General features: G+C 70.1%; 20 protein-coding genes. 16 read left to right on the plus strand and 4 right to left on the minus strand.

The genetic code is table 11. The features are described from left to right. Window position 1 precedes the first annotated feature (1 nt). Complete coding sequence (locus NF556_RS08895; protein ID WP_252595280.1) at window positions 2–1,753, plus strand: cell wall-binding repeat-containing protein; 1,752 nt, start codon at window positions 2–4, stop codon at window positions 1,751–1,753. Between the two features lie 81 nt (window positions 1,754–1,834). Next, window positions 1,835–2,083, plus strand: a complete 249-nt coding sequence (locus NF556_RS08900) for a type II toxin-antitoxin system Phd/YefM family antitoxin (RefSeq protein ID WP_425607068.1) — start codon at window positions 1,835–1,837, stop codon at window positions 2,081–2,083. A 66-nt stretch (window positions 2,084–2,149) separates the two neighbouring features. On the opposite strand, the gene NF556_RS08905 is transcribed toward NF556_RS08900, so the two are convergent. Then, window positions 2,150–2,956, minus strand: coding sequence for an alpha/beta fold hydrolase (locus tag NF556_RS08905; RefSeq protein ID WP_252595282.1), 807 nt, complete (start codon window positions 2,954–2,956; stop codon window positions 2,150–2,152). 73 nt (window positions 2,957–3,029) lie between these two features. Continuing rightward, window positions 3,030–3,650, minus strand: coding sequence for a nitroreductase family protein (locus tag NF556_RS08910; protein WP_252595283.1), 621 nt, complete (start codon window positions 3,648–3,650; stop codon window positions 3,030–3,032). Window positions 3,651–3,909: 259 nt separating this feature from the next. Between NF556_RS08910 and NF556_RS08915 the strand changes: the two genes are divergently transcribed. Genes NF556_RS08915 through NF556_RS08925 form a run of 3 tightly spaced genes read left to right on the plus strand, consistent with a single transcriptional unit; the run spans window position 3,910 to window position 8,499 of the window. Beyond that, a complete protein-coding gene (locus tag NF556_RS08915; RefSeq protein WP_252595284.1) occupies window positions 3,910–4,413 on the plus strand; it encodes an RNA polymerase sigma factor in 504 nt (167 codons plus the stop codon). Continuing rightward, complete coding sequence (locus NF556_RS08920) at window positions 4,410–5,810, plus strand: beta propeller repeat protein (RefSeq protein WP_252595285.1); 1,401 nt, start codon at window positions 4,410–4,412, stop codon at window positions 5,808–5,810. Before NF556_RS08915 ends, NF556_RS08920 begins: the two co-directional genes overlap by 4 nt. A 52-nt stretch (window positions 5,811–5,862) precedes the next feature. After that, window positions 5,863–8,499, plus strand: coding sequence for a bifunctional acetate--CoA ligase family protein/GNAT family N-acetyltransferase (locus NF556_RS08925; RefSeq protein WP_252595286.1), 2,637 nt, complete (start codon window positions 5,863–5,865; stop codon window positions 8,497–8,499). 94 nt (window positions 8,500–8,593) lie between these two features. Here NF556_RS08925 and NF556_RS08930 read toward each other — a convergent pair whose 3' ends face one another. Beyond that, entirely contained in the window at window positions 8,594–9,472 is an 879-nt protein-coding gene (locus tag NF556_RS08930) for a hypothetical protein (RefSeq protein ID WP_252595287.1), read from the minus strand. 86 nt (window positions 9,473–9,558) lie between these two features. On the opposite strand from NF556_RS08930, the gene NF556_RS08935 reads away from it, so the two are divergent. From NF556_RS08935 to NF556_RS08950, 4 genes are read left to right on the plus strand one after another with little or no spacing between them, the layout of a single operon-like run. Next, window positions 9,559–10,140 carry a DUF5998 family protein gene (locus NF556_RS08935; RefSeq protein ID WP_252595288.1) on the plus strand — a complete coding sequence of 194 codons (582 nt, stop codon included), beginning with the start codon at window positions 9,559–9,561 and terminating at the stop codon, window positions 10,138–10,140. Between the two features lie 16 nt (window positions 10,141–10,156). Continuing rightward, window positions 10,157–11,317, plus strand: coding sequence for an alkaline phosphatase family protein (locus NF556_RS08940; protein WP_252595289.1), 1,161 nt, complete (start codon window positions 10,157–10,159; stop codon window positions 11,315–11,317). Window positions 11,318–11,327: 10 nt separating this feature from the next. Then, window positions 11,328–12,041, plus strand: coding sequence for a thymidine kinase (locus NF556_RS08945; RefSeq protein ID WP_252595290.1), 714 nt, complete (start codon window positions 11,328–11,330; stop codon window positions 12,039–12,041). Next, window positions 12,038–13,621: an MFS transporter gene (locus NF556_RS08950; RefSeq protein WP_252595291.1), complete on the plus strand. Its 1,584-nt coding sequence runs from the start codon at window positions 12,038–12,040 to the stop codon at window positions 13,619–13,621. Before NF556_RS08945 ends, NF556_RS08950 begins: the two co-directional genes overlap by 4 nt. 375 nt (window positions 13,622–13,996) lie before the next feature. On the opposite strand, the gene sepH is transcribed toward NF556_RS08950, so the two are convergent. Beyond that, window positions 13,997–15,760, minus strand: a complete 1,764-nt coding sequence (gene sepH, locus NF556_RS08955) for a septation protein SepH (protein ID WP_252595292.1) — start codon at window positions 15,758–15,760, stop codon at window positions 13,997–13,999. A 96-nt stretch (window positions 15,761–15,856) separates the two neighbouring features. Here sepH and NF556_RS08960 point away from each other — a divergent pair, with 96 nt between their 5' ends. The 7 genes from NF556_RS08960 to NF556_RS08990 all read left to right on the plus strand — a co-directional run bounded on the left by NF556_RS08960 (window position 15,857) and on the right by NF556_RS08990 (window position 20,903). Continuing rightward, window positions 15,857–16,531, plus strand: coding sequence for a trimeric intracellular cation channel family protein (locus tag NF556_RS08960; protein ID WP_252595293.1), 675 nt, complete (start codon window positions 15,857–15,859; stop codon window positions 16,529–16,531). Beyond that, the gene (locus NF556_RS08965) at window positions 16,528–17,772 is read left to right on the plus strand and encodes a ferrochelatase (protein WP_252595294.1); all 1,245 of its coding nucleotides are present in this window, start codon (window positions 16,528–16,530) and stop codon (window positions 17,770–17,772) included. Before NF556_RS08960 ends, NF556_RS08965 begins: the two co-directional genes overlap by 4 nt. 337 nt (window positions 17,773–18,109) lie before the next feature. Next, entirely contained in the window at window positions 18,110–18,409 is a 300-nt protein-coding gene (locus NF556_RS08970; protein WP_252595295.1) for a DUF4193 domain-containing protein, read from the plus strand. A 49-nt stretch (window positions 18,410–18,458) separates the two neighbouring features. Then, window positions 18,459–18,959: a dUTP diphosphatase gene (gene dut / locus NF556_RS08975; RefSeq protein ID WP_252595296.1), complete on the plus strand. Its 501-nt coding sequence runs from the start codon at window positions 18,459–18,461 to the stop codon at window positions 18,957–18,959. A gap of 6 nt (window positions 18,960–18,965) precedes the next feature. Further along, window positions 18,966–19,739 (plus strand): DUF3710 domain-containing protein, encoded by a 774-nt coding sequence (locus tag NF556_RS08980; protein ID WP_252595297.1) that lies wholly within the window; start codon window positions 18,966–18,968, stop codon window positions 19,737–19,739. Beyond that, on the plus strand, window positions 19,736–20,098 hold the full coding sequence (locus tag NF556_RS08985; protein WP_252595298.1) for an OB-fold nucleic acid binding domain-containing protein: 363 nt from the start codon (window positions 19,736–19,738) through the stop codon (window positions 20,096–20,098). Before NF556_RS08980 ends, NF556_RS08985 begins: the two co-directional genes overlap by 4 nt. Next, window positions 20,091–20,903 carry a DUF3159 domain-containing protein gene (locus NF556_RS08990; RefSeq protein ID WP_252595299.1) on the plus strand — a complete coding sequence of 271 codons (813 nt, stop codon included), beginning with the start codon at window positions 20,091–20,093 and terminating at the stop codon, window positions 20,901–20,903. The genes NF556_RS08985 and NF556_RS08990 overlap by 8 nt, the downstream gene beginning before the upstream one ends. Window positions 20,904–20,907 lie beyond the last annotated feature (4 nt).

Here is a 20,907-nt window from a genome sequence, read left to right on the forward strand (position 1 = left end):
CATGAAGACCTTCCGTTCACTGGCGACCGGCGTGGTCGCGATGGTGCTCGTGCTGGCCTGCAGCCTCGCCCAGGGGTCAGCTGCAGGCTCACCGACGGCCGACCCGGCGGCCGATCACTCACCGGGGGAGACGTCACCGAGCGCCGGCGACCTGGGCTTCTCGGTCGAGCGACTGGCCGGGAGCGACCGCTATGCGACGGCAGCAGCCATCAGTGGCGAGTTCTTCGCACCCGGGGTCCCCGTGGCGGTCGTCGCCACCGGAGCCAACTTCCCCGATGGCCTGTCGGCCGGCCCGGCTGCGGACGAACTCGGCGGGCCCGTGCTGTTCGTCACGAGGGACTCGGTCCCCGCGGTCACCCGCACCGAGCTGCTGCGGCTCAGGCCCCAGCAGATCGTGGTGGTCGGCGGGCTGGACGTCATCTCCTCGCCGGTGCGCTCACAGCTGGACGGACTAACCGACGGCACCGCCACCCGCCTCGCTGGCACCTCGCGCTATGACACGGCTGCCGCCGTGTCGGCCCACGCCTTTCCTGGCGGTGCCGACATCGCCTATCTCGCCACGGGCACCGCCTTCCCCGATGCCCTGGCGGGAGGGGCAGCAGCGGGGATCCAGGACGCGCCGATGCTGCTCACCCAGCGCAACCACCTCAGCTCGGCCACCCGGGTCGAGCTGGAGCGGCTCAACCCCGACCGGATCATGCTGCTCGGTGGCACCTCGGCGATCTCCGGTGCCGTCGCGGCGCAGCTGGAGGACCTCGCGATCGTCGAGAGAGTGTCTGGCCAAAACCGTTACGCCACAGCGCTGGCCGTCTCGCAACGGGTCTTCGGCACGGACCGCCCTGGCGTCCTGCTCGCGACTGGCAAGGGCTGGCCCGACGCGCTGTCCGCCAGTGCCGCAGTGCGGCACATGCGTGGCCCCATCCTGCTCACCACCGGGGCCACCCTGCCCGACGGGACGAGAACTGAGCTGAGCAGGCTCAGCCCAGACACGGCATACGTCCTGGGTGGCCGCAGCGCCCAGACCAACGAGATCCCCCGCGAGGTGCAGCGACGGCTGGGAGTCTGCTGGTCTGGGACCAGGCCGTCCGCCGGCGACCAGGAGGTGATCACGAGCGTGCCCGGGGCCACCAAGCAGATCGCCTACACCCTCGACATGGGCGGCCGGCTCACGGGGGCCGACGAGATCCTCGACTTCCTGATCGAGCACCAGGTCTGCACGACCTTTTTCCCGACCAGCATCATGGCCAACTCCCCGGAGGGTCGGCCGATCATGGCCCGGATCGCCGCGCACCCCGAGCTGTTCGAGATCGGCAACCACACCGTGCACCACTGCGATCTGGTCAACGGCGGCGGCGGGTCGCCGAGCGCGGCGCCGTGCCAGGTGGCGATGACCCGCAGCTTCGTGCAGCACGAGCTGACCGATGCCGAGCCGGTGCTGGAGTCACTCGCCGGGATGCAGGCCAACCCCTATTGGCGGCCACCGTTCGGGTCGCACAACTCGACCGTGCGGGGCTGGTTGGCCGACGTGGGCTACACCAAGACCGTCATGTGGTCCCGCGACACGATCGACTGGGACCCGGACACCACGGCAGCCCAGATCATCAGTCGCACAACCCTTCCGGCGCCGCCTGCAGGCACGATCGTGCTCTCGCACCTCGGTGGCTATGCGACGCCGGACGCCCTGCCGGTGATCGTCAGCAGCCTGCGCGCGCAGGGCTACACGTTCACCACGCTGTCGGACATGCGGGACTGAGGCCGAGATGGACGCAAGCCTGACTTCTACCCTGGTGGCTGTGCGTTCAGTGACCTGCGGAGGAGGCTGAGAATGAGGACGATGAGCGACGACGAGTTGAAAGCACGTCATGCCGAGGTCCTCGACGGCGTCACCAAGGACCGCGAGGAGGTCGTCATCACGCGAGCCGGACACGAACCCGTCGTCATCGTGACCCTCGCGGACGACGAGTCGTTGCGCGAGACCGACTACCTCATGCCCTCGCCTGCCAACGCCCGGCGGCTCCTGGACGCCATGGAGCGACTGGAGTCTGGGACCGGAAAGGCACACGAGCTGATCAAGACCGACTGACGTGCTCCTCATCGCGGGTCACTGGTCGCGGCGCATCACCGACGAGCACCAACTCGCCCCACGCTGTCAGCCGTGCTGCTCGACGCGGTCCAGGAAGTCGTGGACCAGCGCCTCGAACAGCTCCGGTCGCTCGATCTGGGCGTTGTGTCCTGCCGTGTCGAGCACGGCGAAGGTGGCCCGCGGGTAGTGCTCCAGCAGCGCCCACGTGTCGACATAGCCAGTCGATGAGTCCTGGCGTCCGGTCACCATCAGGGCAGGCCGCTCAAACGTGGTCCCGGCCTCGGGGTCCTCGCTCAGGACCCAGCGCTGGCGGATCCGGGCCAGCGCCTCCTGATCTGCCAGGTCCAGCCCGACGACGATCTCACGCTGGGTCCGCTCGAACGTCTCCTGAGTCTGGGCGACGGTGATCTGCGCGAACTCCGAGTCGGGGTCCACCTCGATCTCGCGGACGAGCACCTGGTGCTGTGGCACGGTGCGGTCGGCGTTCTCCACGGGCCGACCGACCGGGCAGATGAGCCCCAGACCGAGCACCTGCTCGGGCCGTCGGGCGGTCAGAGCCCGGGAGAGGTAGCCGCCATAGGACTCGCCGAAGAGCACGAAGGGCGTGTCACCGAGGTGACGGTCCACATAGTCCTCGAGGCAGGCCAGGACGTCGTCGGAGCTGGCCACCCCGTCGGCAGCGGAACGGCCCATGCCGGGCAGGTCGGGGTAGAGCCGTCGGTAAGGCCGCTCGCGCGCAGCAAAGACCGGCTCGAGGCAGCCGGTCATCAGGCGGTGGTCCGGGGTCCAGCCATGGACGGCCAGCACCGGCACTCCGTCCGCCGGGCCATGCTCGGTGTGGTGCAGTCGGGGGCGCGTGGCGACGGCGTTCATAGGTCACTTGTAACAGTCGGTGGTGACAGTTCGGTGTCTCGTCGGGGGTGTTTCCTCGGCGAACGGTCCTGCCTCAGCCGAGCTCGAGGGGCTCGCCGAAGGTGCCAGCGTGGGCCACCTGAGACACCTTGCGGCGGCCGCGCTTCAGGCTGGGACTCTTCTTGTCCGGTGCGCGATAGCCCAGCGAGACCACGCCAACCAGGTTGCGGTCGGACGGGATGGACAGGGCCTCGCGCGCCGCGTCCAGCTGCTCGACCGGGACCCCGAAGAACAGCCCGCCCAGCTCCTCATCGACCGCCGTGAGCAGCATGAGCAGCGCCGCCATGCCCGTGTCGACATCCCAGTAGGGGACCGGCCACCGCGCGGCGTCCCGATCGGTCCAGCCCTTGTCCGGCTCGGCATAGCGGTCCAGATAGGCGGCCGGGCTCGAGCAGCAGACGATCAGGCACGGCGCGTGCTGTATGCCGCGCAGCCAGTTGTCCGCCTCCCTCGCCGGGTCGGTGGTCGCCTCCCAAAAGGCTCCGCGCTCGGCCTCGGTGCGCAGCACCACGAAGTCCCAGCCCTGGGAAAAGCCGGCGCTCGGTGCGCGGACGGCGTTGCCCAGCACCCGGGCGAGCACCTCGTCGGGCACCGGGCGCTCCGGGTCGTAGTTGCGGATCATGCGCCGGGACCGGACCACGTCGGAGAACTCCATGGCCCCATGCAATCACCTGAGGCCGAGCGTGTCGGGCGCTGGACTCAACTCGTGAGTGCATCCACCGACCTCCCGGGGGCGCTCAGGTCACTCACGAGCAGGCCGGACGACGGGATGGGTGTACGAGACCTCTACGAAAAGACGGGGTGGGCGTGCGAAACCTTTATCTTTTTGCGGGAGGGCCAACCGGGGGGACGGGTGCGGCGTCATACTCGCCATGACAGCAGTCGTGACGCCCGCCTCAACGACAGGAGGCCACGTGCAACGGAGCGCGGACCCGGTCGAGGACGCCGTGCGCGCGGTCTTCGTGGCCCACTACGGCCAACTGGCTGGCTGGGCTGCCCACCTGGTCAGCGACCGCGACCTGGGGCACGACCTGGCCACCGAGGCGTTCACCCGGTTGCTGTCGCACTGGCACGACGTCGACGACCCGCGCCCCTGGTTGTTCGCAACGGTCGCCAACCTGGTGCGCGACCACTGGCGCAAAAGGGGGAGGGAGGCCACTGCCTACGAGCGCTATCAGGGCGGCCGGGTCCGCCCTGTCGAGTCCGAGCCCGGCCCCGACCAGGCGGAGCTGCTCAGTGTGCGCGAGGCCGTCGAGGCGCTGCCGCAGCGGCTGCGCCTGCCGGTGCTGCTGTTCTATTTCGCGGACCTGTCGGTGGCGCAGGTGGCTCGTGAGGTCGGCCGGTCCGAGGGGGCCATCAAACGAGATCTGTATGACGCGCGGGCGCGGCTCGCGAGCACGCTGGAGGAGGCGCGATGAACGGGCAGCAGCAGGGGCGGGGCGGGCGCGGTGAGGACCCCGTGGAGGAGTTCTTTGCCGCGCACCGCGCACAGGTCCGTGACGAACCCGCCGATGATCTGACCTGGCACCGCATCCGCGAGACCCGGCAGCGGGCCCGCTCGGGCCGTCGAGGGGCATGGACCGGCGCCCTGGTGGCAGCTGCCGCGGCGCTCGCGATCGTTGTTGGCCCCAGCCTGCTGCCCGATGCCGATGCGCCCGACGTCGCCGGTCCGGCCACCACCAGCGGTGACCCCACAGGCTCGTCCGAGACACCCACGGGCCCAGCCACCGGGACACCGACGGACGAGTCCGTCGCCGACCCGCTGGTCGTCACGACGGACGTGCCCGAGGGAGAGCTCCCAGGAGACGGACGCTTCACCGACGTCACAACCGCCGACCCTGAGTCCACGACCGACACGGGTGTGCGCTATGCCGTGGTCATGCACCCCTGTGACAGCAACGGCTGGTGCTCCGTGCTCGCCACGTCCGCGGACGGCGGGATCACCTGGGCCCCGCACGCCGACCTGGAGCAGTTGGGCATGGTCCACCGCGTGCTCTTCACCGACCACGAGCGCGGCTGGGTGTGGGGGGACAAGGCCGACCTGCGGGCCACGACCGACGGCGGCCGGACCTGGAGCGCCGTCGACACCGGCGCGGACTATGTGGCGGACCTGGCCGTGCAGGGTGACGAGTTGCTCGCCGTGACCGGGACCTATGACGAGTGCACCGAGGCGCCGTGTGAGCTGTCGAGTGGATCGGTGCTCCTGACCGACCCCACGGACATCGGGTGGACCGATGACGTCGTCGCAGCGCTGGGGCCGGTTGACCGGGCCACCATCATCGGGACCGGAGACGGCAGATATGTCGTGGCGCACGGCGAGGGCGACCGGGTGACCTCGGTGCTGCGGCTGCAGGCCGGACGGCTGGAGCCCACTGCCGAGCTGAGCGAGTGCGCGGGCGGACCCGTGGCGATCACTGCCTCAGCAGACGACCCCGACCACCTGTGGGCGCTGTGCGACGACCAGAGGGGCCTGGCCCTGCAGGAGACTGACAACGGCGCTCGCACCTGGAGCCCGGCGAACCTGACCGTCCCCTCCTTCGTGCTCGGCGAGCAGCCGCCGCTCCTGGCCTCGACAGGGGCCGACCAGCTGCTCCTCATCGGGGAGGGCAACTACGCCGTCACGACCGATGGCGCTCAGACGTGGAGCGCCGAGGCCTTCCTGCCCGGCGCGGACGCCCGGCCCGAGCGGCTGGAGGTCACGATGTTCGGCGAGGTCATCGCCCACCCGACGCAGGAGCAGGCCTCCGCGGACCTGGCCTACTGGCGCTCCGGGGACGGGGGAGTGACCTGGGAGACTGTCGACTCACACAGGTGACGCGCCGTGATCTGCCGTGCCACGGCATACGGTCATCAGGCATGCTGGACCCATGACCGACGTGCCCCCCGGCTATCCCCGCGAGTGGGAGGCCGACGTCGTGCTCACCGACGGATCGGTGGCGCACGTGCGGCCGATCCGGCCCGACGACGCCGAGCTGGTCCACGAGTTCCACGCCCGGCAGTCCGACGAGTCGATCTATCTGCGGTTCTTTGCCCCGATCCGGCGGCTCTCCCAGCGCGACGTCCACCGCTTCACCAATGTCGACTATGACAAGCGCGTCGCCCTGGTGCTGATCATCGCCGACGAGATCGCCGGCATCGGGCGCTATGACCGCTTCGAGGAGACCGACTGGACCTCCGCGGAGATCGCGTTCAACGTCGCCGACAAGCACCAGGGCCGAGGGATCGGATCGGTGCTGCTCGAGCACCTGGCGGCGATCGGCCGGGAGACCGGGGTGCGGCTGTTCACCGCCGACGTGCTCCCGCAGAACCGCAAGATGATCAACGTCTTCCAGGACGCGGGCTATGAGGTCAGCCACGAGTTCGACGACGGGGTGATCGCGGTCAGCTTCGCGATCGAGCCCACCGAGGCCTCCCGGGCGGTGGCCCTCTCGCGCGAGCACCGCTCAGAAGCAGTCAGTATGCGGAGGGTCCTGCATCCCTCGTCCGTGGTCGTGATCGGGGCGAGCCGCCGTCCTGGTTCCGTGGGTGGGGCCCTGGTCAGGCACATCCACGAGAGTGGTTTCTCCGGTGACCTCTATGTCGTGAACAACTCCGCGCAGGAGGTTGCCGGGCGCCGTGCGTGGTCGCGCGTCTCCGAGATCGGTGCGTCGATCGACCTGGCCGTGATCGCCGTCCCCGCGACCGAGGTGCCAGATGTGGTGCGCGAGTGCGCGTTTGCGGGTGTGACGTCGGTGGTCGTGGTCAGCAGCGGGTTCGCGGAGTCAGGGGAGGAGGGCGCGCGTCTGCAGCGACAGCTGCTCGCGACCGCCCGGGTGCACGGCCTGCGGGTCCTGGGGCCCAACTCGTTCGGGCTGATCAACACCGGCCTCGGGTTCAGCCTCAACGCCTCGCTGTCCCCGACCATGCCGACGATGGGGGCCCTGGGCTTGTTTGCCCAGTCCGGTGCCCTGGCGATCTCGGTGCTGGCCTCTGCGGAGCGGCGCGGCCTGGGCATCTCGACCTTCGCCTCTGCCGGCAACCGCGTCGACATCTCGGGCAACGACCTGATGCAGTACTGGATCGACGACGAGGCCACCGCTGCCGTCGGGCTCTATCTGGAGTCGATGGGCAACCCCCGCAAGTTCACCCGCATCTCGCGCCAGCTCTCGGCGGTCAAGCCGGTCATCGTCGTCAAGAGCGGCGCCGGGCACCACACGGTGCCGGGCCACACGGTGCGGGCCACCCGGGAGCGCCCCGAGGCGTTTGCCGAGATGCTGCGACAGAGCGGTGTGATCCGCGTCGAGAACACCCACCAACTGTTCGACGTGGCGCAACTGGTGGTCCACCAACCCCTGCCGCAGGGCCGGTCGGTGGCGATCGTGACCAACTCCGATGCCCTCGGCACACTCGCCGCGGACGCCGCGGTGGAGTGGAAGTTGACCATCGGGCACGGCCCGGTGGCTCTGCCGAGCACGGCGAGCGTCGCCGAGTTCACCCAGGCGCTGGAGGAGGCGCTCGAGGACCCGGCTGTCGACAGCCTGATCGCCTGCTTCATCCCGCCCATCGTCACGCCCGACACCGACGTGGTCTCCGCGGTCGAGACGGCCGTGGCAGAGAGCGACAAGCCCTGTGTCGCAACCTTCCTCGGCATGCGCGGGGTGGCGCCGGACGGGTCGCTGCCGACCTATCCGATGCCCGAGGACGCGGTGCGTGCCCTGGCGTCAGCGACCGACTATGCCGCCTGGCGCCACCGTGACCGTGGTGAGCGGGTCCGCCCCGGCGGAGTCAACCGGCGCCGCGCCCACGACGTGATCGAGAGCGTGCTGGCGGAGTCCGCCGAGGGCCGGGCGATGACCGACGAGGAGGCCGCCGCGCTCCTGGAGGCCTATGGCATCCCGGTCTGGCCAAGCATCCCGGTGACCGATGCCTCGCAGGCAGCTCAGGTCGCTCAAGACCTGGGGCTGCCGGCCGTGGTCAAGGCCACCGACCCCGCGCTGCGACACGGGACCTTCCACCACTGGATCCGCACCGACCTGCACACCCCGGACGCTGTGCAGCAGGCCTATGCGGGCCTTGCGCGGGTGCTTGAACCTCGTGGCGTGCAGGGCATCGCGGTGCAGTCCATGGCCCCCACCGGCGTCGTCGTGGAGATCACCTCCGCTGAGGACCCGCTGTTCGGCCCCGTCGTCGGCTTCGGGATCGCCGGGGTGCCCGCAGACCTGCTCGGCGACGTGACTCACCGGTTCCCGCCCCTGACCGACACGGACGTGGCCGACATGGTGTCCGGAGTCCGGGCCGCGCCGCTGCTGGCTGGTTATCGCGGGACCGACCCCGTCGACCAGTTGGCCCTGCACGATCTGCTGGCCAGGGTCTCGGTGCTCGCCGACGACCTGCCGGAGGTGACGCTGCTCCGACTCAACCCGGTCGTCGCCCACGCCAGTGGCATCGCCGTGCTGGGCGCGAGCGTCTCGGTGGCGCGCGACAGCGGTCGGGCCGATGCCGGTCGGCGCTCGCTGACCCGCTGATCTGGCAGGGCGTGCGAGACCTCTATCAAAAGCCGGGCAAGACGTACGAGACCTGTATCAAAAGGCGGGTGGGGCGTACGAAACCTGTATCAATTTACGGGTAGAGGGTGAAGAAGGCGGAGCCGTCCGGGCCGTAGCAGGAGCCGGCGGCTGCTGAGGTCTCGTCATAGGGCGTGATGTAGCACTCCCACCCGCTCGGGGTCGTGACCGGGATCGTCCAGGACGCCTCGCCATTGGCCTCGGCGACCTGCCACTCAGCCGTGGCCTCGCCACACGAGACGCCGACCAGCTCGGCGCTGGTGGAGCCATACAGCGCCGTCGAGATCGTGCACGGTGCGCCCGGGTCGGTCGGCGCCGGAGGGTCGGTCGTCGGCGGAGGGGCGGCGTCGCAGGGCGGCAGGACCTCGGCGATGGAGTCGGGTGCCCCGCGCGCGATCAGGTCGCTCGGGCAGACCGGGTCTCCGAGGGTCACGGCGTGGAACCAGCGGCCGTCAGAGACCTCGGCGACAAACTCCGGTGTGTCGGGTGCCCCCGGATAGGTGGCGAAGGCCCACCCGTCCTCGCAGAAGTCGACGCTCACGCCTCCGGTGAACCCCAGGATGTCGTTGCTGAGCGAGTCGCCCGAGCACTCACCGTGCGGCGGGGTGTCGGGCGGGGGTGCCTCGGTCTGGATCGGGGCGGCGGTCTCGTCCGTGACGCTCGGGTCGTCGGTCGTCGGGACGGTCGTCTGCGTGGCCGCATCGGTCACCACGGCCTCTGTCGTCGGCTCGGCGTCACCGCTGCTCGGCTCGCCGTCGCCACCGCTCGGCGCGTCGGTCGTGGTGGCATCGGCGGTGGTGGGAGCCACGTCCGAGCTGCTCGTCGTGGCAGCGTCGGACGGTGCTGGGTTGTCACCGGTCTCGTCGCCACACCCGGCCAGGGCAAGGACGAGCAGGGCAGCAACTCCGACACGGCGCAGGTGCAGACGGCGCATGGTGAACCCCCTCCAGGTTCGGGCCCGATCGTGGTCACGGGGACGACGGTTCCAGCACTTCGCGGCTGAGGTGGGAGGATGACCCCATGCCCCAGCCAGACATCATGACCCTCCCACAGTCGCTGCGTGAGGACATCGAGCATGCAGGTTACCTGCCAGCCCTTGTTTCTGACGTCGTCGCCACGGCTGTTGCCGGAGATGACATCGTCGGGCACCTGGTCCACCAGGAGACGACGCTGGATGAGAATGCCGTCCGCCGGCACGTGACCGTCCTGGTCCTGACTCCGCACCGGCTGGTCATCGGGCACGCCGATGACCACGAGTCGGGGGAGCCGCACGGGCACTTCGCGACCGCCACGACAGAGACGGTCCCGCTCAGCGCGGTGCGCGGGGTGATGATGACCCACGTCCTGCCGGACCCGGCCTCCTATGACGGCAGCCCCAACGGGCGCGCCCTGACACTCACCCTGGGTTGGGGCACCGTCTCCCGCGTGGACCTGGTGCCCGCGGTCTGCGCCGACCCCTCCTGTGAGGGCGACCACGGCTATGAGGGCACCGTGGCCAGCGACGACATCTCCCTGCGCATCACGACCGAGGCCGACGGTGCGGATGCGCTGAGCAACGCCCTCGGCTTTGCCCAGCAGTTGTCGGCCCGCCTCGGTCGCTGAGCAGAGCGCGGGTCCTGTGGTCACCCTGCCCTCCGAGTTCATCGATCTGTCGTATGCCGGGTCCCTGGCAACCGTCCTGCCTGCGGTCGCGCAGAGCCTGGGTGTGTCGGCCACGCTGGGGGCCGGGTTGGGCATCGATCCCCTCTTTGAGTTGCCCCCGGCACAGCGGGCTGTCGTGGTCCTCATCGACGGGCTGGGCGCCGAGCAGCTGCGCCGGCGCAGTGGGCACGCTCCCTTCCTGCGCTCTCTTGACAGTCCTGCACCGGCCCTGACGTGCGGGTTCCCCGCCACGACCGCGACGAGCCTGAGCAGTCTGGGCACCGGACTGCCGCCGGGGGCGCACGGGGTCGTGGGGTGGCAGGCGCTGATGCCCGAGCACGACCGGCTGCTGAACCACCTGTCCTGGGACGACGGCCCAGACCCGGAGACCTGGCAGCCGCACCGCACGATCTTCCAGGTGCTTGAGGCCGCCGGCGTGGCGGTGACCCGGATCGGGCCCGGCTACTTCGACGGCTCCGGGATGACCCGCGCCGCGCAGCGCGGGGGCGCCTTCGCCGCAGCCCGGACCCTCGACGCGCGGGTGGATGCTGCAGTCACCGCCCTCGCGGCGACCCCACGCTCGTTCGTCTATCTCTATTGGGGCGACGTCGACAAGATCGGGCACACCTTCGGCCCCGGCTCCTGGCAGTGGGGCGAGGAGGTGGAGCGCACCGACGCGGCGCTGGCCGACCTGGCCGCGCGACTGCCCGCAGGGACGTCGCTGACGATCACCGCGGACCACGGCATGGTCGACGCACCCGAGTCCGCACGCCGTGACCTGGCCTGGGAGGACGACCTGGCCCGCGGCATACGGCACCTGGGCGGTGACCCCCGGGTGCCGCAGCCCCACTGCGAGCCCGGTGCCGCGGCCGACGTGCTGGCGGCCTGGACCGAGCTGCTCGGTGACACCGCCCTCGTGGCCAGCCGTGAGGAGGCGATCGACCAGGGGTGGTTCGGGGCGGTCGAGGACCGGGTGTCCCCGCGCATCGGTGACCTTGTCGTGGCCATGCGCGGCACCGCCACCGTGCTCGACTCACGTGCCCAGCGACCGGAGTTCCTGGCCCTGCAGGGGCACCACGGCTCACTGACACGCGACGAGATGGCGATTCCGCTCCTGCACCTGCCCGCGGTTACGTAGACTGCACGCCGTGGCCGAGCTTGTCTTCTTCACCGGAACGATGGACTGTGGCAAGTCGACCCTCGCGCTGCAGATGGATCACAACCACGCAGCGCGCGGTCGAGCCGGTCTGATCTTCTCCAAACACGACCGGGCCGGGCAGGCGATGCTCTCCTCGCGCCTCGGACTGGCCCGGGAGGGCATCGAGGTGACCGACGACCTGGACTTCTGGGACCTGGTCACCGAGCAGGCCACGAACGGCCGGCGGGTGGACTACCTGATCTGTGACGAGGCCCAGTTCTACACCCCCGACCAGGTCGAGCAGCTGGCGCGCCTGGTGGACGAGATGGGGCTCGACATCTTCGCCTTCGGCATCACGGCCGACTTCCGCGCTCAGCTCTTCCCCGGCTCCCGGCGCCTGATCGAGCTCGCCGACCGCACCGAGGTGCTCCAGGTCGAGGCGTTGTGCTGGTGCGGCAAGACCGCCACGCACAACGCGCGCGTCGTGGACGGTGTCATGGTCGTCGAGGGCGATCAGATCGTCGTCGGCGACGTGGGTGACGGTGAGGACGAGGACGAGGCTGCCGGCTCCGACGGACAGGTGGGCACGCCCGTCGTGGAGTATGAGGTGCTCTGCCGCCGCCACTACATGCGTCGGATGACCTCCCACGCAGCCCTGGCCGCCTCGCCGACGCCCGAGGTGCTGCCCTTTGACCTCGACCTCTGTCCGGTGCCGCAACGATGATCAGGCGCAGAGACGACGGGGCGTCTGGTGACACCCCGGGGGAGCGGGACGACTGGACCCTTGAGGTCGAGTCGCCCCGGCAGGACCCGCCTGCAGCCGACCGCTGGGACGACCCCGAGTCCCGGGCGGAGCAGGAGCGGTGGCGTGCGAACCACCCCCTTGAGGATGGCGCCAGCTATGGCCCGATCGCCGGCACCTCGGCCCGACCCAAGCCGTCCAAGGGCGCCAAGGTGGTCCAGGCCGGCGCCACCGTCGGGCACGGCCTGACCAAGGGGGCCAAGGCGGTGGCGCACGGCACCAACGTGGTCAGCAACTCGGCATACCGGGTGACGCGCAAAGCGACCCACGCGGGGGGTGCGGGGGAGACCGGCCTGTCCCGACTGATCGAGGTGCACGGCCTGCACAACGCCGGTGACGCGGTCGTGGCGATCTCGCTGGCCGGGTCGTTGTTCTTCTCGGTGCCGACCGGTGAGGCCCGCGGCCAGGTGCTGCTGTTCCTGCTGCTCACCCTGCTGCCGTTCAGCATCATCGCCCCGTTCGTCGGGCCGTTCCTGGACCGCTTCCGCCACGGTCGGCGGTGGGCGATCGGATCGATGATGGCCGTGCGCGCCGTCCTGTGTCTGGTCCTGGCTGGCTCCCTGGAGAATGCCGCGTGGTGGCAGTTCCCGGCGGCGCTGGGGATCCTGGTGGCATCCAAGGCCTACAACGTGACGCGCTCTGCGGCGACCCCACGCCTCCTGCCGGAGGGGATGACGCTGGTCAAGGCCAACGGGCGCATGTCGATGGCCGGCGTGGTGGGGGCGGCCATTGCGGGACCGGTGGCCGTCGGCATCGCCTATTTCGGATCGGGGTGGTCGCTGCGCTTCGCTTTCGTGATCTTTGCCCTCGGCACGGTGCTGGCGATCCTGCTGCCGCCCGCGGTGGACTCCACCAAGGGCGAGAGCGAGGTCTCGATGTCCGAGGTGGCCGGGCGCACGAGCCGCTGGGTGCCTCCGGCCGTGGTCAACGCCCTGCGCGCCAACGTGGGGCTGCGGATGCTGTCCGGCTTCCTGACGATCTTCCTGGCGTTCCTGCTGCGGGAGTCGCCACCGGAGGGCTGGGGTGGCAGTTTCACGCTGCTCATCGGGCTGGTGGCGGCAGCAGCCGGGATCGGCTCCGCGATCGGCACGGTGCTGGGGTCGCTGACCAGGCTGATGCCGCCCCGAGCCCTCGTGCGGCTGGCGCTGATCATCGACGTGGTCGCGGCCGTCGCCACCGCCATCAATTTCGGCATGGTGACGGTCCTCATCCTGACGGCCGTGGTCGGCATGTGTCAGCAGCTCGGCAAACTCGCGCTCGACGCCGTGATCCAGGAGTCGGTGCCCGAACACAGCCGGACCTCGGTCTTCGGCCGGTCCGAGACCCTCATCCAGCTGGCGTGGGTGATCGGCGGCGGGCTGGCCGTTGTGCTGCCCGCGGATGCCACGATCGGCATGGGCGTGATCGCCGTGGTCCTGGTGGCCTGGTTGCTGGTGGTGCTGTTGCCCCACCGCGGACGCAAAGCCGACCTGCCGACGACAGTCGAGCCCCGGTCAGACTGACCCCTGTGTGGGGGCTGGCCCCGGGCGCTCGGGAGGGGCTGCCATGGGGACGTGACATTGGTGTGCTGAGGCGCACCACCCGACCCATTGGTGTGCTGAGGCGCACCACCCGACCCATTGGTGTGCTGAGGCGCACCACCCGACCCATTGGTGTGCTGAGGCGCACCACCCGACCCATTGGTGTGCTGAGACGCACCAATGTCACGTCCCCTCGACCATGGGGGTGGACGTGCTCACGTGAGTCGACGAGTGCGGCGGTTGTTCACGTTTCTCGGCGCGGGATGGTGCGCGTCGGGTGCACTCGAGTAGCTCGCAGTCGCAGTGGGAGCCTTCGTCCGCGAACCGGACCGAGTTGCCCTCTGTGCGGGCCAGTCGTCAGCTGCGTCGGTCCTTGGCGCCGAACATGATGTCGTCCCAGCTCGGCACGCCCGGACGGCCGTCCTTGCGCCGTTTGGGCTTGGCCGTCGGCTGCTCGGTCGCGTCCGTGGACTCCGGCTTGTCGTCGGTCACGGCCTCGGCGTCGGTTGAGGGCGTCGCCTCGTCCGTGGGAGTGGGGTCGTTGCCGGGCCGCGGCTCGTCGTCCGCGGCCCCGGTGGGTTCTGCGGAGTGGGTCTCGACGACGACGTCGTCTGCCGCAACGTCTGCCTCGTCGTCGTCTGCCGCAACGTCTGACTCGTCGGGGGAGTCCGTGTCGACGGGTGGGGACGTGTCGAGCGAGGTTTCTGCCTCGTCGGCGTCCAGGTCTCCGCCCAGCTCAGCGGCGTCCTCTGCGAGAGGCTCCTCGCCGAGCTCCAACTCCAGATCGTCCTCACCCGACTCGTCGACATCCGGTTCATCGACATCCGGGTCATTGACGTCTGGTTCGTCGGCGTCCGAGGCATCCTCGACTGACTCGATCTGGCTCACGTCGGCGTCGTCGCTGCCCCCGTCGGCGTCGTTGTCCGCCGCGTCGTCCAGCCCCTCGTCGCCTGCGTCGTCCTCATCCTCGGGGCCAAAGAGGTCGTCGAGCGTGGCGTCCTGAGGACTGCGCTCCGGCTCAAGTTCGTCGAGCCCATCATCATCCAGCCCGTCGTCCTCGAGCCCTTCTTCCTCAAGCGCAGCGTCGTCGTTGTCGAACTGGAGGGGCACGTCATAGGCGGTCTGGCCGCCGTCACGGTCGGCTGCTGCGCCACCCCTGCGCGCCTTGCCCTTGGCCGCACCACGCTTGGCCTCGACAGGTGCCACCTCGGCCGGCTCCTCCTCCGCAGCCACCTCGGCGGACTCCTCCTCCGCGGCCGGCTCGGCGGCAACGTCGGGGGCCGGTGACTCACCATGGGCCGCGGGAGGCAGCCCCATCGTGTCGGGGTCGTAGGCGAGGTCCTCCAGGGGCAGCACGTCGTCGGGTGCGTGCTCCAACTGCGGCAGGCCTGCAGGGTCGGTGCTGCTCGTCGAGGCCTTCTTGCGCCGCCCACGAGAGCGCGAGCGCTCCCGCATCGAGGTCATCAACTCGACCTCACCGGCGGAGGTGCGATTGCTGAGCAGGGGCTTGGCGGGCGCGCGGCCGCCGCGCGAGGGGGCAGCGGAGACGCCCGGCAGGGCCTGCTCGTCCTCGCTGAGCCAGCGGGCCTCATCATCCAGGGCCTCGACGGTGCGGTCCTGCGGGTCGAAACGCCAGGCCGCGGCGCGCTGCCGCTGGCCGGCGACGAAGCTGACCACGACCGTCCAGACACCACCCTCGGGACGAGTCGCGTCCCACCCGACGTTGTCGGTGTCCACACCACGCTCAGCCAACCGGTCGAGCACCCGTGCGCCCAGGGAGGGCACGCCACCCTCGGGGGCCCGGCCGCGCACGTGGGCGGCCTGGGCCATGCCGGAGATGTGCTCGCGCTCGGCCAGGATCGGCCCCTCGAACCGCGCCACCCGCTCGGCCGGCCACCCGGTGATCTCGGCGACCTCATCGGGGCTCTGACCGGCCCGGATCATCGCCTGGACGTTGCGCGGGCTCAACGGCGTCGCTGGCGTGTCGGCAGAGGCACTGCGTGAGCGCAGCGCCGAGCGGAGCCGCGCATCGACCGGCAGCAGCACCTCCGTGCCGTCGGCGGTCGACAAGACGAGGTGCTGCCCGTCCTCGTGGACGGCAGTGAACCGCAACTGCTCCATCAAACTCTCCTCGTATCGACCTGGTCCGACTGTGCCACTTCTCACCACGACCGGAGCGCAGGCCACGCCGCCTGGAGGGCTACCTTAGGCATAACCATGGTGACCCAGGACTATGACCTGCAGCTGCTGCTCGACATCCTCGGGGTCTTTGTCTTCGCGCTCTCCGGCGGTTTGGTGGCGGTGCGCAAGGGACTCGACCTCGTGGGTGTTGTTGTGCTCGCCTGGGTGGCAGGTCTCGGCGGAGGCATGATCCGCGACGTCCTCCTCGGCGACACCCCTCCAGACGGACTCACCGACTGGCGGCTGCTGGCACCCGCGGCCGTGGCTGGCTTGGCGATCTTCCTCTGGTATCGCCGGCTGCGCTCCGTGATCCCGCTGCGCGCCCACGTCAGGGCCAAACTGATCGGCCGCTCCGTGCGCGTCCTGGATGCCGGCGGCCTCGCGCTGTTTGCGGTGAGCGGCTCGCTCAAGGCCCTGCAGTTCGACTCCAGCGCTCTGGCCGCCGTCATCCTGGGCGTGATCACCGCCACCGGCGGTGGCGCCCTGCGTGACGTGCTGGCCGGGCAGGTCCCGGAGGTGCTGCGCCGCGAGCTGTATGCCGTGCCTGCCCTGATCGGAGCAACACTGGTTGTCGTGGCGGACAGCTTCGGCTTCCTCACCCCGCTGCTCATCTGGGGCGCGGTCGCCCTCGTCTTCGCGATCCGTCTGGCCGCCGTGGCCCTGGACCTCAATGCCCCCACCGCACTGCGAACAACAGGAGAAAGACGATGAGTGACCCGATCGCCGAGCCCGCCGACCCCGGTCAGGAAGGCACCGACCCCACCCCGACCGCGGAACAGGGGCCGACCGGTGAGTCCGAGGCCGCAGCCGAGACGCTGGCCGAGCTCGAGGAGGATGCGGCCGAGGACGGCACCGGCGAGACCGAGCCCTATGACGCCGTCGTGCTCGTCAGCTTTGGCGGTCCCGAGGCCCCGGACGAGGTCATGCCCTTCCTGCGCCGGGTCACCCGCGGGCGTGGCATCCCGGACGAGCGACTCGAAGAGGTGGCCGAGCACTATCTGGCCTTCGGGGGCAAGAGCCCCATCAACGACCAGAACCGGGCGCTGCTGGCCGCGCTCGGCGAGGAGTTCACCCGCCGCGGGATCAGCACACCGCTGCTCTGGGGCAACCGCAACTCCGAGCCCTTCCTGACCGACACGCTCCGCAGTGCCGCCGGCGAGGGCATGACCACGTTCCTGGCGATCACCACGAGCGCCTACAGCTCCTACAGCTCCTGCCGGCAGTATCGCGAGGACATTGCCGAGTCGATCGGTGAGCTGACCGAGGAGGGCACGCCGGTGCGGGTCGACAAGATCCGGCAGTACTGGAACCACCCCGGCTTCGCCTCCACCAACGCCCGCCTGGTCTCCGAGGCCGCGCGCCAGGTCCGCGACCGCACGGGCGTCGTGCCGCACCTGGTCTTCGTCACTCACTCCATCCCCGACGGCATGGACGACACGTCCGGGCCGGGCGACGGCGAGGGCAATGTCTACAGCGTCCAGCACCAGGCACTGACCCAGGCGATCACTGACGAGGCCCGCGCGACCCTGGGGGAGGACGTGGTCGGTGAGCTGACCTACTGCTCCCGCTCCGGTCCGCCCACCCAGCCCTGGCTCGAGCCGGACGTCAACGACCGGCTGCGCGAGCTGGCCGCCGAGGGCATCACCCAGGTGGTGCTCGCCCCGATCGGCTTCGTGTCGGACCACATGGAGGTCATCTTCGATCTCGACACCGAGGCCCAGGAGACCGCGGCCGAGGTGGGGATCGAGGTGTTGAGGGTGCCGACCGTCGGCGTCGACCCGCAGTTCGTCTCCGGCCTGGTCGACCTGGTCGTGGAGCGCGCCGCCCAGGCCCGCGACGAGTCGCCGCTGCGCCCGGCCTGGCCCGTGGCCGAGCCGTGGCCCTCCGTGTGCGCCCCCGGCTGCTGCCCCAACCTGCGCGTCGCCAAACCAGCCGCCTGCGGCGCCGACTGACACCCAGCCGTATGCCGCCTGGCCGGCTTGATCTGCCAGGCCAGCCAGGCGGCATACGGCTTGAAAATCACTCGCCGGACGCGGGTGCTGTGAGGCATGGTGGACCCCCGGTTCGACGGGCGCCATGTCCATGCGGCACAATCCCCGCGAACGCCTGCGTTTGTGGTGCATCCGCACCACCGGCACCGGAGCCACGGCGCACGTGTTCGCCCTTCGATCAAGCAGTTGTCGGGGGCGGGCACAAAATCGGGTCTTCCGACGTTCATACGCAGACCAATCGCACACCACAGGGTCAGCCAGACCCTGTGACACCAGCTCGAGAGAGGAGAGGGACGTCATGGCAACCGACTACGACGCACCTCGCAAGTCTGAGGACGACATCAATGAGGACTCTCTGGAGGAGCTGAAGGCTCGGCGGGCGGACAAGAGCTCCTCGAACGTGGACGTCGACGAGACGGAACACGCCGAGGGATTCGAGCTCCCGGGAGCAGACCTGTCGGGTGAGGAGCTGTCGGTCCGGGTGCTTCCGCGCCAGGCCGACGAGTTCACCTGCTCGCGCTGCTTCCTGGTGCACCACCGCAGCCAGCTCGCCAAAGAGGTCGGTGGCATGCCGGTCTGCACCGAGTGTGCGGCCTGAGCACCGACGATGACGGAGGGCCCGCGCAATGCGGGTACCCTCAACTCACGTGACCACCCAACCGATTCCGGTGCTGCTGCACCGGCTCGACGAGGCCCTGCCGGTTCCCGGCAGGGCACACCCGGGTGACGCCGGGGTCGACCTGTTCTCGCGCGAGACCGTGACACTCGAGCCTGGCCAGCGCGCCCTGGTGCCCACGGGGGTGGCGATCGCCCTGCCCGACGGCTATGCGGCCTTCACTCACCCCCGCTCCGGCCTCGCGACTCGCCACGGCATCACCATCGTGAACGCGCCGGGCACCATCGACGCGGGTTATCGGGGCGAGATCATGATCAACCTGCTCAACACCGACGCCGCCGACGCCTTCACGGTGGCGCGCGGCGACCGGATCGCCCAGCTGATCGTGCAGCCGGTGTCGGTCGCGGCCTTCACCGAGGTGACCACGCTGCCCGGCAGCGCACGGGGGGACAGTGGGCACGGTGCCTCCGGGGGCTTTGGCACCGGCACCACCCAGACGAGCACCACCACCATCAAGACTGAGAAGGACTGACGCCTCGTGGCAATCTTCGGCCGGAAGAAGAAGGAGACCGTCGACGCGGTCGAGGAGGAGACCGAACAGGTCGTCCTGGAGGGGGAGCCGGGCGTCGACCGTGACTGGGACCGGGCTTTCGACGGTCCCCACGACGTCTCTGAGCGGCCCGAGGCGACCGGTCTGGTCAACCTCGGGGCCGTCAAGGTCCCGGCCGTGCCGGGCATGGAGATGCGCCTGGACCTGGAGAAGGGCACCAACCGCATCACCGGCGTGACCTGCACGATCGGTGGTTCCAAGCTGCAGGTGCAGGCCTTCGCCGCCCCGCGCAGCGAGGGCCTGTGGGACGAGATCCGCGAGGGCCTGGTCGAGGGGATCAAGGCCGCTGGCGGCTCCGCCCAGGTCGACCCCGACGGGGTCATGGGCAAGGAACTGCTGGCCCGTATGCCGGGGCGCGACGCCAACGGTCGCGTCGCCTTTGCGCCCAACCGGTTTATCGGTGTCGACGGGCCTCGCTGGTTCGTGCGCGCTGTGATCAATGGTCCGGCCGCCTCCGACGCCAAGCAGTTGGCCGTGGTGCGCACCTTCCTGCGCCGGGTGGTCGTCGACCGCGGCACCGAGGCGAGGCCGCCGCGTGAGGTTCTCACGTTGACGCCGCCCCAGTCCGTGGTGGAGGAGGCTGCCCGTCGGCGCAAGGCTGCCCAGGAGGCTGCTGCTGAGAAGAAGGCTGCCGAGGCCCAGGCCGCTGCTGGTGGCTCAGACGCCCCCTCGAGCGACGGGACGGGGCAGACCGACCGATGAGTTTGCGCAGGGCCCTCGATGAGCTGGCCGTGGACGAGTCCGAGCTGGCGGCCGAAGAACTCGCGGCCGAGTGCTCCCGCCCCGGCTGCACGCGCATCGCGAACCTGCAGGTCCGGAGCCAGGCCTCGGTCACCGGCACCGTGCACAGCATTGCGGTCCTGCCGGCCGGTCGTGCCCCAGAGCTGCGCATCGAGCTGTTCGACGGGACCGGGATCCTGGATGTGGTCTGGCTCGGCCGACGCGAGATCGCCGGCATCCGCCCCGGTGCCTACCTGACGCTCACCGGTCGGGTGACGCTGGTGGATGGCCGTCCCACGATCTTCAACCCCGGCTATCAGATGCTGCCCAGCCATGTCTGAGCAGCCGCCCGAGTCCGGGCAGTCGGCCGAGCCAGGGCAGCCGGCAGTGTCAGGGCAGTCAACCGAGCCTGGGCAGTCAACCGAGCCTGGAGCGGGCCAGACACCTCAACCTGAGCATGAGGTCGAGGCCGTCGAGACGGTCGAGCAGGTGATCCGCACGCGGATCTCTGAGGTGCTCGGTGGGTGGTACGGCTCGCTGGAGACCGCCCTGCCCACGGTCGCCTTCGTCGTCCTGTGGCTGATCCGTGACGAGGTCCGACCGGCGCTGCTCGCCGCGGGTGGCGTCGCGATCATCCTGCTGGGCATCCGGCTCTATATCGGCGGCTCGGTCCGGTTCGTGCTGACCTCGATCTTCGCGACGGCGATCGCCGCCTTCTTCGCGTTGCGATCGGGCAACGCCGAGGACGCCTTCCTGCCCGGCATCCTGACGTCCGCTGCCTATGGCGTGGGGACGCTCATCTCCATCCTCGCCAAGTGGCCGGCCGTCGGCTTTATTGTCGCGGCCGGTGACCCGGACTATGTCGAGCACCCCACTGCCTGGCGCAAGGACCGTGCGCTGGTCAGGGTCTGCAGCCGGCTCACCTGGGTCCTCGTCGTGCTGTTCGCTGTGCGCGTGGTGATCATGCTGCCGCTCTATTTCGCCGAAGAGGTGGCCTGGTTGGGGGTGGCCAAGATCGCGCTCGGCTGGCCCGCCTATCTGGCGGCCATCGTGATCATGGGCTTCATGCTGGCCACCGGACACACTCCCGTCACCGAGCCGGCGGACGCGCCAGCCGACGACAAGGCGGCACGACCCGGGGAGTAGCCCG

The organism is Ornithinimicrobium faecis (assembly GCF_023923225.1).
Lineage (GTDB): Bacteria > Actinomycetota > Actinomycetes > Actinomycetales > Dermatophilaceae > Ornithinicoccus > Ornithinicoccus faecis.

Excerpts from the sequence above, each read along its gene's own strand:
- NF556_RS08920 (WP_252595285.1), top strand. The coding sequence starts at position 4,410 with ATGAACGGGCAGCAGCAGGGGCGGGGCGGGCGCGGTGAGGACCCCGTG.
- NF556_RS08965 (WP_252595294.1), top strand. The coding sequence starts at position 16,528 with ATGAGTGACCCGATCGCCGAGCCCGCCGACCCCGGTCAGGAAGGCACC.
- NF556_RS08950 (WP_252595291.1), top strand. The coding sequence starts at position 12,038 with ATGATCAGGCGCAGAGACGACGGGGCGTCTGGTGACACCCCGGGGGAG.
- NF556_RS08905 (WP_252595282.1), bottom strand. The coding sequence starts at position 2,956 with ATGAACGCCGTCGCCACGCGCCCCCGACTGCACCACACCGAGCATGGC.
- NF556_RS08925 (WP_252595286.1), top strand. The coding sequence starts at position 5,863 with ATGACCGACGTGCCCCCCGGCTATCCCCGCGAGTGGGAGGCCGACGTC.
- NF556_RS08900 (WP_425607068.1), top strand. The coding sequence starts at position 1,835 with ATGAGCGACGACGAGTTGAAAGCACGTCATGCCGAGGTCCTCGACGGC.
- NF556_RS08960 (WP_252595293.1), top strand. The coding sequence starts at position 15,857 with ATGGTGACCCAGGACTATGACCTGCAGCTGCTGCTCGACATCCTCGGG.
- NF556_RS08985 (WP_252595298.1), top strand. The coding sequence starts at position 19,736 with ATGAGTTTGCGCAGGGCCCTCGATGAGCTGGCCGTGGACGAGTCCGAG.
- NF556_RS08910 (WP_252595283.1), bottom strand. The coding sequence starts at position 3,650 with ATGGAGTTCTCCGACGTGGTCCGGTCCCGGCGCATGATCCGCAACTAC.
- sepH (WP_252595292.1), bottom strand. The coding sequence starts at position 15,760 with ATGGAGCAGTTGCGGTTCACTGCCGTCCACGAGGACGGGCAGCACCTC.
- NF556_RS08930 (WP_252595287.1), bottom strand. The coding sequence starts at position 9,472 with ATGCGCCGTCTGCACCTGCGCCGTGTCGGAGTTGCTGCCCTGCTCGTC.
- NF556_RS08970 (WP_252595295.1), top strand. The coding sequence starts at position 18,110 with ATGGCAACCGACTACGACGCACCTCGCAAGTCTGAGGACGACATCAAT.
- NF556_RS08895 (WP_252595280.1), top strand. The coding sequence starts at position 2 with ATGAAGACCTTCCGTTCACTGGCGACCGGCGTGGTCGCGATGGTGCTC.
- NF556_RS08935 (WP_252595288.1), top strand. The coding sequence starts at position 9,559 with ATGCCCCAGCCAGACATCATGACCCTCCCACAGTCGCTGCGTGAGGAC.
- NF556_RS08990 (WP_252595299.1), top strand. The coding sequence starts at position 20,091 with ATGTCTGAGCAGCCGCCCGAGTCCGGGCAGTCGGCCGAGCCAGGGCAG.